At 76.3% G+C, this 10800-nt stretch carries 10 protein-coding genes; 9 read left to right on the forward strand and 1 reads right to left on the reverse strand.

The features are described 5' to 3' along the window. Positions 1-116 precede the first annotated feature (116 nt). Genes BLV02_RS29100 through BLV02_RS29130 form a run of 7 tightly spaced genes read left to right on the forward strand, consistent with a single transcriptional unit; the run spans position 117 to position 8327 of the window. Positions 117-1334 carry a glycosyltransferase family protein gene (locus BLV02_RS29100; RefSeq protein ID WP_069115336.1) on the forward strand — a complete coding sequence of 406 codons (1218 nt, stop codon included), beginning with the start codon at positions 117-119 and terminating at the stop codon, positions 1332-1334. Beyond that, the gene (locus BLV02_RS29105; RefSeq protein ID WP_069115335.1) at positions 1324-2535 is read left to right on the forward strand and encodes a glycosyltransferase; all 1212 of its coding nucleotides are present in this window, start codon (positions 1324-1326) and stop codon (positions 2533-2535) included. The genes BLV02_RS29100 and BLV02_RS29105 overlap by 11 nt, the downstream gene beginning before the upstream one ends. Then, positions 2532-3707 (forward strand): glycosyltransferase family 4 protein, encoded by a 1176-nt coding sequence (locus BLV02_RS29110; protein ID WP_069115334.1) that lies wholly within the window; start codon positions 2532-2534, stop codon positions 3705-3707. Before BLV02_RS29105 ends, BLV02_RS29110 begins: the two co-directional genes overlap by 4 nt. Continuing rightward, entirely contained in the window at positions 3707-5473 is a 1767-nt protein-coding gene (locus BLV02_RS29115) for an ABC transporter ATP-binding protein (RefSeq protein ID WP_083289300.1), read from the forward strand. The genes BLV02_RS29110 and BLV02_RS29115 overlap by 1 nt, the downstream gene beginning before the upstream one ends. After that, complete coding sequence (locus BLV02_RS29120) at positions 5457-6605, forward strand: phosphotransferase (protein WP_074946784.1); 1149 nt, start codon at positions 5457-5459, stop codon at positions 6603-6605. Before BLV02_RS29115 ends, BLV02_RS29120 begins: the two co-directional genes overlap by 17 nt. Further along, positions 6602-7762, forward strand: coding sequence for a phosphotransferase family protein (locus BLV02_RS29125; RefSeq protein ID WP_069115331.1), 1161 nt, complete (start codon positions 6602-6604; stop codon positions 7760-7762). Before BLV02_RS29120 ends, BLV02_RS29125 begins: the two co-directional genes overlap by 4 nt. Before the next feature lie 46 nt (positions 7763-7808). After that, entirely contained in the window at positions 7809-8327 is a 519-nt protein-coding gene (locus BLV02_RS29130) for a hypothetical protein (protein ID WP_069115330.1), read from the forward strand. A 4-nt stretch (positions 8328-8331) separates the two neighbouring features. On the opposite strand, the gene trhA is transcribed toward BLV02_RS29130, so the two are convergent. Continuing rightward, positions 8332-9018 (reverse strand): PAQR family membrane homeostasis protein TrhA, encoded by a 687-nt coding sequence (gene trhA / locus BLV02_RS29135; protein WP_069115409.1) that lies wholly within the window; start codon positions 9016-9018, stop codon positions 8332-8334. A 110-nt stretch (positions 9019-9128) separates the two neighbouring features. Between trhA and BLV02_RS29140 the strand changes: the two genes are divergently transcribed. Further along, entirely contained in the window at positions 9129-9890 is a 762-nt protein-coding gene (locus BLV02_RS29140) for an isoprenyl transferase (protein ID WP_069115408.1), read from the forward strand. Positions 9891-10038: 148 nt separating this feature from the next. Then, positions 10039-10746 (forward strand): serine/threonine-protein kinase, encoded by a 708-nt coding sequence (locus tag BLV02_RS29145; protein WP_074946786.1) that lies wholly within the window; start codon positions 10039-10041, stop codon positions 10744-10746. Positions 10747-10800: the final 54 nt, after the last annotated feature.

Consider the following 10800-nt stretch of genomic DNA (forward strand, 5'->3'; position numbering starts at 1 on the left):
CGGCCGCCGGGCGGATGAGAGCACGCTCATCGCCGGTTCATCCGCACGCCACGTGCGGGCTGAACTGTGGTCACCGAGCAGTCATCTCGACGCCTCGGTGAAAGGGTGCCCCCTCCATGACGGTGCAATCGCTGTCCGGCCTCGGACGGGCGCGCGTGGCCCTGTACTCCCACGACGCCCAGGGCCTCGGCCATGTCCGGCGCAACCTCGCCATCGCCGGGGCACTCGCCCGCATCCGGCCGGCGCCCGACGTGCTCGTGCTCACCGGCGCCCCGGAGGCGTCCGCCCTGACCCGTCCGCCCGGCTGCGACATCGTGGGCCTGCCGGGGATGGCCAAGGACGAGGGCGGCCGATACCGCTCGCGGCATCTGTCGGTGCCGGTGGGCGAGCTGGTCCGGCTCCGGTCCGCGACCATCGACGCGGCGCTGCGTGCGTTCGACCCGGACCTGCTGATCGTCGACCGCCACCCGTGGGGCTTCGGCCGCGAGCTGGTGCCGATCCTCGAGACGCTGGCCGAGCGCAGCCGGGTGGTGCTCGGCCTGCGCGACGTCCTCGACGAGCCGGGCCGGGCGCGGCGCGAGTGGGCGCGCGACCACGCGTCCGAGGCGATCGAGCGCTGGTACGACCAGATCTGGTACTACGGCGACCCGCGGGTGCACGATGCGACGGCCGACCTCGGGCTGCCGGAGCGGCTGGCCGGCATGGTGGTCCCGACGGGGTACCTGGCGCGCGGGCGGCACCGGCGCCCGCACGACGTGCCGCCCCGTCCGGTCAGCGGCCCGTTCGTGCTCGGCCTGGTCGGCGGCGGCGCCGACGGCTGGGCGCTGGCCCGGGCGTTCGCGACGGCGCCGATGCCGGTCGGGCACGTCGGCGTGCTGGTGACCGGCCCGCGGATGCCGCACCACCGGCAGGCCGAGCTGCGGGCGATCGCGCGGACCCGGCCGGAGCTGCGGGTGTTCGAGTTCGTCGACGAGGTCGAGTCGTGGCTGGAGGGCGCCGACGCCGTCGTCTCGATGGGCGGCTACAACACGGTCTGCGAGGTGATCGCGGCCGGGCCACCGCTGCTGGTGGTGCCACGCGTGCGGCCACGGGCCGAGCAGCTGGTCCGGGCCGAGCGGCTGGCCGCCGCCGGACTGCTGGACGTGCTGCACCCGGACCGCCTCGACCCCGCCGCGCTGGGCGGGTGGCTGGCCGACGCGGCCGGCTCGCGGTCCGCCGTCCGGCGCCCGGCCTCCACCGTCGACCTGGACGGGCTCGAGCGCATCCCGGCGCTCGCGCTGCCGCTGATCGAGTCCGCGCCCGCCCGTCGGGAGGAGCCCGGCCATGTCGCCTGACCGCGCCCGCATCGGCTACGTGCTGAAGGTCTACCCCCGCTTCTCCGAGACGTTCGTCGTCACCGAGATCCTGGCCCGCGAGAGCCGCGGCACCGACATCGAGATCTTCTCGCTGCGGCCGCCGGCCGACAGCCGGTTCCACGACACGCTGGCCCGGGTCAGCGCGCCGGTGACCTACGTGCCCCGCATCCGCCGGCCGGACGAGCTGTGGACGGCGCTCGCCGCGGCCGCCGCCGAGCTGCCCCGGCTGCCGGAGACGCTGCCCGAACTGCTGGCCGCCGACGCCGAGGACGCCGGGCAGGCCGTCGACCTGGCGGTGCGGGTGCGCCGGGCCGGCCTCACCCACCTGCACGCGCACTTCGGCTCGGTGGCGACGACGGTGGCCCGGCTGGCGTCGCTGCTGACCGGAGTGCCGTACTCGTTCACCGCGCACGCCAAGGACATCTTCCACGAGTCCGTCGACCCCGCCGACCTGCGCCGCAAGCTGGCCGGCGCCGGGCACGCCGTCACCGTCAGCGACTGGAACGCCGCCTACCTGGCCGACCGCTACGGCGCCGCCGCCGGCCGCGTCCACCGGGTCTACAACGGCCTCGACCTCGACGCGTTCCCGTTCGCGCCCGACGCCGCGGCCCGCCCGCCGGTCGTCGCCGCAGTCGGCCGCCTGGTCGAGAAGAAGGGCTTCGACGTGCTGCTGGACGCGTGCCGGCTGCTGGCCGACGCCGGGCGGGAGTTCCGCTGCCGCGTCGTCGGCACCGGCCTGCTCGAGGCGGAGCTGCGCGAGCGGTCGGCCCGGCTGGGGCTCGGCGGGCTGGTGGAGTTCACCGGGCCGCTGCCGCAGCCGCAGGTCCGCGCCGTCGTGCGTTCCGCCGCCGTCCTGGCCGCGCCGTGCGTCGTCGGGGCCGACGGCAACCAGGACGGCCTGCCGACGGTGCTGCTGGAGGCCATGGCGCTCGGCACACCGTGCGTCTCGACCGACGTCGCGGGCATCGGCGAAGTGGTGCGCGACGAGACGACGGGGCTGCTGGTGCCGCAGCGCGAGGCCGGCGCGCTCGCCCGCGCCCTCGCCCGGCTGCTCGACGACACCGCGCTGCGGACCCGGCTGGCCGCGGCCGCGCGCGGCCTGGTCGAGAAGGAGTTCGACGCGGTCCGGCAGGCCCGTGAGCTGGACGAGCTGCTCGTCACACCGGAGCCGGCGCCATGAGGGTCGCCTACGTCTGCGCCGACCCCGGTGTGCCGGTGTTCGGGTCGAAGGGCGCGTCGGTGCACGTCACCGAGGTCCTGCGGGTGCTGGTCGGCCTCGGCGCGCGGGTCGACCTGTTCTGCCGGCGCACCGGCGGCGTGGTGCCGCCCGGCCTGAGCGGCGTCCGGGTGCATCGCCTGCCCGCGCCGGTCGCCCACGACGCCGCCGCCCGCGAGCTCGAGCTGCTCGGCCAGGCCCGGGAGATCGAGGCGGCCGTGCAGGCGGCCGGGCCGTTCGACCTGGTCTACGAGCGGTACTCGCTGTGGAACGCCGCGACCATGGGCTGGGCGCGCTCGGCCGGCGTGCCCGCGGTGCTGGAGGTGAACGCGCCGCTGGTCGACGAGCAGGCGGAGCACCGCACGCTCGTGCACCGCGACGAGGCGTTGTCGGTGCTGCGAGCCGCCGCGATGTGCGCGACGGTGGTGAGCTGCGTGACCGAGCCGGTGGCCGGCTGGGTTCAGTCCGTCGCCGGGCCGGCGCCGGTGCTGGTGCAGCCCAACGGCGTCGACGTCGACCGGTTCCGGCCCGCGCCCGGGCGGCGACCGCACCCGTTCACCGTCGGCTTCGTCGGCACCCTCAAGCCGTGGCACGGCGTCGGCGTGCTCGCCCACGCGTTCGCCCTGCTCAGGCACGAGTGCCCGGAGGCGCGGCTGCTCGTGGTCGGCGACGGTCCCGGCGCGCCCGGCCTGCGGGCGTCGCTGGAGGCGTCGGGCTGCGCCGGGTCCGCGGAGCTCACCGGCGCCGTCCCGCCGTCCGCGATCCCCGCCCTGCTGCGCACCATGGACGTCGCGACCGCGCCGTACCCGGCCGACGCCGGTGCGTACTTCTCGCCGCTGAAGGTCTACGAGTACCTCGCCACCGGGCTGCCCGTCATCGCCAGCCGCACCGGGCAGCTGCCGAAGGTCGTGCGCGACGGCGTCGACGGCGTCCTGGTGCCGCCCGGCGACCCGGCGGCGCTGGCGCGGGAGCTGATCCGGTTGCGGCGCGACCCCGGCCGGCGGCGCCGGCTCGGCCGGGCCGCGCGGGCGGGCGTCGAGCGGCACCACACCTGGCGCGCCGTGGTGACGCGGACGCTCGCCGCCGCCGGCGTCGGCCTGGACGCCCCCGGCCGGGCCGTGCCGGAGACGGTGTGATGGCGGCCCGCCGGGCGGACCTGCGCTCGGCGCTGCCCGGGCTGCGCCGCACCCTGCGCTACCTGCGCCCGCACCTGCGGCCGGAGCGCTGGCTGCTGGCCGGCGGCTTCGGCTGCCTGCTGGCCGAGGTGGCGTTCCGGCTGATCGAGCCGTGGCCGCTGAAGTACGTCATCGACGCGGTGATCGAGCCGGGTGCGGCGGACCGGTCCGGGATCGTCGCGCTGCTGCTGCTCTGCGCGGTCGCGCTGGTGGCCGCCGCCGGGCTGCGCGCGCTCTCGGCGTACCTCATGACGGTCTGCTTCGCCCTGGCCGGCACCCGCGCGATGACCGCCGTCCGTGCCGACGTCTTCGCCCACGTGCAGCGGCTCTCGCTGCGCTTCCACGGCTCGACCAAGACCGGCGACCTGCTGACCCGGCTGGTCGGCGACGTCGGCCGGTTGCAGGAGGTGGCGGTGACGGCGGCGCTGCCGCTGCTCGGCAACGTGGTGGCGCTGCTGGGGATGACGGCCGTCATGGTGGTGCTGGACTGGCGGCTCGCGCTCATCGTCGTCGCGGCGTTCCCGGTGTTCGTGCTGGCCAGCTCGCGGTCCAGCCGGAAGATCACGTCGGCGGCGCGGCTGCAGCGCCGCCGCGAGGGCGAGCTGGCCGGCACCGCCGGCGAGACGCTCGGCGCCATCACCGTCGTCCAGGCCTACTCGCTGGAGCGGATCCTGCAGCGGGTCTTCGGCGCGGACAACCAGCGGGCGCTGCGCGACGGCGTCAAGGCGTCGCGGCTGGCGGCCGGGCTGGAGCGCAAGACCGACCTGCTGGTCGGCGTCGCGACGGCGGCCGTGCTGCTGGTGGGCGGGACCCGGGTGCTCGACGGCGCGCTGACGCCGGGCGAGCTGGTGGTGTTCGTCAGCTACCTCAAGGGCGCCTTCAAGCCCATGCGCGACCTCGCCAAGTACACCGGCCGGCTGGCCAAGGCGGCGGCGTCGGGGGAGCGGATCGTCGACCTGCTCGAGACGGTGCCCGACATCACCGACGCCCCGCACGCCCGGCCCGCGCCGCGCTTCCGCGGCGAGCTGCGCTTCGAGCAGGTCGACCTCGACTACGGCACCGGCGAGCGGGCCCTGCGCGACGTCAGCCTGCGTATCCCGGCCGGCTGCCGGGTCGGGCTGGTCGGCCCGTCCGGGTCGGGCAAGTCGACGCTCGCCGCGCTGGTGCTGCGGCTCTACGACCCCACCGGCGGCGCCGTCACCATCGACGGGCACGACCTGCGCGACCTCACGCTGGCGTCGGTGCGCGGGCAGGTCGCCGTCGTGCTGCAGGAGAGCGTCCTGTTCGCGACGTCGGTGCGCGAGAACATCAGGTACGGCCGGCCCGATGCCACGGACGCCGAGGTCGAGGCGGCCGCCCGGGTCGCGCACGCCGACGAGTTCGTGCGCCGGCTCGAGTACGGCTACGACACCGTGCTCGGCGAGCGCGGGACCGGGCTCTCCGGCGGGCAGCGGCAGCGCGTCGCCGTCGCCCGGGCCGTCCTGCGCGACGCCCGCATCGTCGTACTCGACGAGGCCGCCACCGGGCTGGACCGGGAGAGCTCGGCCGCCGTCCGCGACGCGATCCGCGCGCTCACCCGCGGCCGGACCACGCTCGTGATCTCGCACGTGCCCGAGGAGGTCGCCGACTGCGACGTCGTCGTGCGGCTGGAGGCCGGGCGGGTGGTCGAGTACCGGCCCCGCGCGCTGCCGAGGCGAGGGGAGACCGTCGATGCTCGCCGACGCTGACCGGCTGCTGGCCGGCCGCGACCCGGACGTCCCGGGGCTCGCGGTGCTGCTCGACCCGGACGCGCTGACCGCCTGGCTGGGGTCGCGCTGGGACGCCCGCGACCGGCCGCCGCCCGACGCCGTCACCGTCAGGTACCTTCGCTACAAGCCGGGCACCGCCCTGGTGGCCGCGGTCGAGCTGAGCTGGCCGGGCGCGACCCGGGCCGGCTTCGTCAAGGCGGTCGCCCCGGGCGCGGCGCCGAAGCTGGCGAAGCTGCGCGGCGCGACGGTCGACGACGTCCGGCTGCTCGCGTACGGCGACGCCGCCGACGACCGCCGGCTGCCGGGGCTCGCCAGGCTCGGCCCGGGCCTGCGCACCCTGCGGTACAAGCCCGAGCGCCGGTGGGTCGGCGTCGCCGGCGACCGGGTCGTCAAGGTGCACCGCCCGCCGCTCCCGCCGTCGGTGGTGTCCGACCACCAGGCCGTGCGCGCGGCGGGACTGCCGGTGCCCGAGCTGCTGGCGGCGCGGCTGCGGCACGGGCTGGTCGTGTACCGCTGGGTCGACGGCGAGCCGCTCGACCGGTCTCCCGGCGGGCCGGACGGCGCCGCCCGCCGGGAGACCGGTGCGCTGCTGCGGCGGCTGCACGACTGCGCGGTCGTGCCGGCCCGGACCCGACCGCCGCACCGGCTGGAGCTGGCCGGAGCGGTGCGGGCGGTCGCGGCCGTGCTGCCGGAGGCCGCGGCGCCGGCCGTGGCCACGGCGCGGGCGATCACCGGGGCGCTGGCCGGTGCGGACCGCCCGGTCGTCCCGGTGCACGGCGACTTCTCGGCCGACCAGGTGATCGCCGGGCCGGACGGGCTCGCCGTCATCGACCTCGACCGCTTCTGCGCCGACGATCCCGCCGCCGACCTCGCCGGCTGGGCCGCCGCCGAGATCGTCGCCGGCCGGGCTGGTCCGGACGACGGCGCGGCGCGGGTGCTCGGCGAGCTGCTCGACGGCTACCGGCCGGCGCCCGACCTGCTGGACCGGCTCGACCCGCTGACCGCCGCCGCGCTGCTGCGCCGGGCCGCCGAGCCGTTCCGTACTCGGCAGGCCGACTGGCCCCGCCAGGTGGCGGAGCACGTGCGGCGCGCCCACCGGCTGGTGTCGTGACGGCCGCGTCGCCGCCGCCCGCGGGCCGGCTGCGGGAGGCGTCGTCGCACCGGCACACCGTTCCGTCGCGCCATCCCGACCGGATCACCCACCCGGCGACGGGCGCCGAGCTGACCCTGCTGCGGGCCTGGCCGCGCCGCGACGGCCACGTCCTCCTGGAGTTCGCCACGCCGTCCGGCGCGCGGCTGGCCGGACAGTGGTTCGCCGACCCCGTCCGGCGGGCCTCGGTCGCCGCGGCGACCTGTGGCGGCCTCGACGTCCCCGCGCACGGCGTCGTGCTGCAGCCGGACGGCGCCGACCGGAGGCTCGCCGCGCTGGCCGGGCTGGTGGCGCGGCCGGGCAGCCGGCTGCTGGTGCACCGTCCGGAACGCCGCGCGGTCGTCCTGCTCGACGACGACGGTGACCGGCGTTACGCGAAGGTGCTGCGGCCGGGGGCGGACGCGGCGCTGGCCGGACGGCTCGCCGCGCTGGCCGCCGCGCTGCGCGGGGTCGCCGAGGTGCCGCGCCCGCTGGCCCTGAGGCTGGGCGACGGCGTCCTGGCGCAGTCCGAGCTGCCCGGGCCGACCCTGTACGAGGCGGCCGCGTCGCTCGGCCCGTCGGGCCTGCTGGCCGGGTGGGAGCGGCTGGGCGCGGCGCTGCGCCGGCTGCACGGCACGCCGGCGCCGGCCGTGGCCGTCACCGCCACCCACGACGCCGCCGACGAGGAGGCCGTCACCGCCCGCTGGCTCCGGGCCGCGGCCGCGTCCGGGCTGCTGCCGCCCGTCGACGTCGCCGCGCTGCTGACGTCGCTGCGGTCCGGCTCGCCCGGCCCGGCCGGACTGCTCCACCGCGACCTGCACGACAAGCAGGCGGTCCTCCAGCCCGGCGGCCGGCTCGGGCTGCTCGACCTCGACACCGTCGCGGCCGGGGAGCGGGCCCTCGACGTCGCCAACGTGCTGGTCCACCTCGAGTTGCGGGTCGCCCAGCGGGCGCTGACGTCGTCGCTGGCCCGGTCGGCGCGGGCGGCGTTCCTCGCCGGGCTCGACCCGGACGACGCGACGCTCGCGCGGGTGCCGGCGTACGAGCGGGCGACGCGGCTGCGGCTGGCCGGCGTCTACGCGTTCCGGCCGCGCTGGCGGGGGCTGTCGCGGTCGATGCTGGCGGCGGCTTCGCCGTGAGCGGACGACCCTAGGCGTAGCGGTGTAATGATGTAATCATCGCAACATGAGTAAAGACGATGAGGTCGGGAGGATCCGGGGCTGGCTCACCGGCCGGCTGCCGGACGACTGGTTCGAGGGTCCCCTCGAGGTGACCATCGACCGCGAGGAGATCACGGTCGTGGGCCGCATCGCGGCGCCCGCCACCGACGACGTCTCCGATGTAGAGCGCGACGCCGCCGTGAGCGGCCGCATCGGCGCGTTCCGCGAGAGCACGCGGGAACGTCGCATCGAGATCGCCCGCGAACTGGAGCACCGCAGCCGCCGCAAGGTCGCCTGGGGCGTCGACTGCGGCGACCGGCGCGAGCTGTTCACCCGGCTCGCCGCGCCCGTCATGACGCGGCTGCGGCAGCCCGAGCGGCAGGTGCTGGACACCCTGGTCGACGCCGGGGTGGCGCGGTCGCGGTCCGAGGCGCTCGCCTGGTGCGTCCGCCTGGTCTCCACGAACGCCGACGAGTGGCTCGCCGACCTGCGTCAGGCGCTGACCCACGTCGAGGAGGTCCGGGCCGCCGGACCCACCCCCTGACCCGTCAGGTGGCGGCGACTGCGCCCACGCCGAAGGCGGCCAGCCAGATGCCGACGTGGTGGCTGGCGAAGCCGGCCAGGGTGAACGCGTGGAACACCTCGTGGAAGCCGAACCACCGCGGCGACGGGTTCGGCCGCTTCATGCCGTAGACGATGGCGCCCAGCGTGTACATGAGCCCGCCGACGATGATCAGCGTGACGACCGCCGCACCGCCGTGCGTGGCGAACGCGGGCAGCCAGAACACCGCCGCCCAGCCGAGCGCCACGTAGATCGGCACGTACAGCCAGCGCGGCGCGCCGTCCCAGAACACCCGGAACAGCACGCCGAGCAGCGCGCCCGCCCACACCAGCCACAGCAGCAGCGTCCCGTCGGTCTCGGGCAGGACGAGCAGCGTGAACGGCGTGTACGTGCCGGCGATGATCAGGAAGATGTTGGCGTGGTCGAACCGGCGCAGCACGCCCTGCGCCCGCGGCGACCAGCGGCCGCGATGGTAGACGGCGCTGATGCCGAACAACAGCGCCGCCGTGGCGGTGTAGATGGCCGCGCTGACCCGCACCTGGGTGGTCGGCGCCACGATGACCAGCACCACGCCGGCCAGCACCGCCACCGGGAACGTCCCGGCGTGCAGCCAGCCACGCAGCCGTGGCTTCACCGCGGCGACCGCGTCGCGCACCTGCTCGTCGAACGTCATGAACCCCACCGTACCTGTGAATTCACCGCACATCCGGTGCATGAGAGTACTCTCGGGCGGGGAGAAATGACGTTCGGCGAACGGCCACGATGCTGGAGGTGCATCGGTCGATGGGTCTGTCCGACCTGGTCTACCGCATCTACGGAAAGCGCATCAAGCGCCAACTCGACCGCGGCCGCCTGCCGCAGCACGTCGCGGTGCTCATGGACGGCAACCGCCGCTGGGCCCGCGCGCTCAGCGCACCCACCTCGAGCGGCCACCAGGCCGGCGCCGAGAAGGCGCGCGAGTTCCTCGGCTGGTGCGACGAGCTCGACGTCAACGTCGTCACCCTCTGGATGCTGTCCACCGACAACCTCAACCGGCCCGAGGACGAGCTCGTCCCGCTGCTCGGGATCATCGAGAACCTCATCCAGGACATCGCCGCCACCGGGCGCTGGCGGGTGTACCCCATGGGCGCGCTCGACCTCCTGCCGCCGCGCACCGCCACCGTCATCAAAGAGGCCGCCGACCGCACCCGCGACCTCGACGGCATGCACGTCAACGTCGCCGTCGGCTACGGCGGCCGCCGCGAGATCGCCGACGCCGTCCGGGCCCTCCTGCACGAGCACGCCGCGCGCGGGGCTTCGATCGAGGAGGTGGCCGAGGTGGTCACCGTCGAGGGCATCGCCGAACACCTCTACACCAAGGGTCAGCCCGACCCCGACCTCGTCATCCGGGCCAGCGGAGAGCAGCGGCTGTCCGGGTTCATGCTGTGGCAGAGCGCCAACTCGGAGTTCTACTTCTGCGAAGCCCTCTGGCCCGACTTCCGCCGGGTCGACTTCCTCCGGGCGCTCCGGTCGTACAGCGAGCGCGAACGCCGCTACGGCCGCTAGGCTCACCGCCCGCCCGCCTCGACCTGCTCGCCGGGCCCTGGCCGGCCGACCTGCTCGCCTGCCCCCACGTCGTGCTGACCCGCGGCCCGCCGACCTGCTCGCCGTCACCCGGCCGTCCGCCGCGGTCTGGCCTGCCGATCTGTTCGCTGTGGCCCGGTCGTCCGCCGCGGTCTGGCCTGCCGATCTGTTCGTTGTGGCCCGGTCGTCCGTCGCGGTCTGGCCTGCCGATCTGTTCGTTGTGGCCCGGTCGTCCGTCGCGGTCTGGCCTGCCGATCTGTTCGTTGTGGCCCGGTCGTCCGTCGCGGTCTGGCCTGCCGATCTGTTCGTTGTGGCCCGGTCGTCCGTCGCGGTCTGGCCTGCCGATCTGTTCGTTGTGGCCCGGCCGCTCACCGTGGCCTGGCCTGCCGATCTGTTCGTTGTGGCCCGGCCGCTCACCGTGGCCTGGCCCGCCGATCTGTTCGCTGTGGCCCGGCCGCTCACCGTGGCCTGGCCCGCCGATCTGTTCGCTGTCGCCCGGCCGCTCACCGTGGCCTGGCCCGCCGATCTGTTCGCTGTCGCCCGGCCGTCCGCCGCGGCCTGGCCCGCCGATCTGTTCGCTGTCGCCCGGCCGTCCGCCGCGGCCTGGCCCGCCGACCTGCTCGCTGTCGCCCGGCCGTCCGCCGCGGCCTGGCCCGCCGACCTGCTCGCTGTCGCCCGGCCGCTCACCGCGGCCTGGCCCGCCGACCTGCTCGCCGCCGCCCGCGCCCGCGCCGCGTCTTGCCCACCGCCGCCCCGCTGCCGCTCGCCGCCGATGGCGGGTCGCCCGCCCTCCGTTGCCGGACGCCTGCCGAGCGCTCGCGGCCGGCGCACGCCGTGACGCACCGACCATCGCGGCCGACGGCCGTCTACCCGCTCGCCGCCGACACCCGCG

The sequence above is a fragment of the Jiangella alba genome, assembly GCF_900106035.1.
GTDB classification, from domain to species: Bacteria; Actinomycetota; Actinomycetes; order Jiangellales; family Jiangellaceae; genus Jiangella; species Jiangella alba.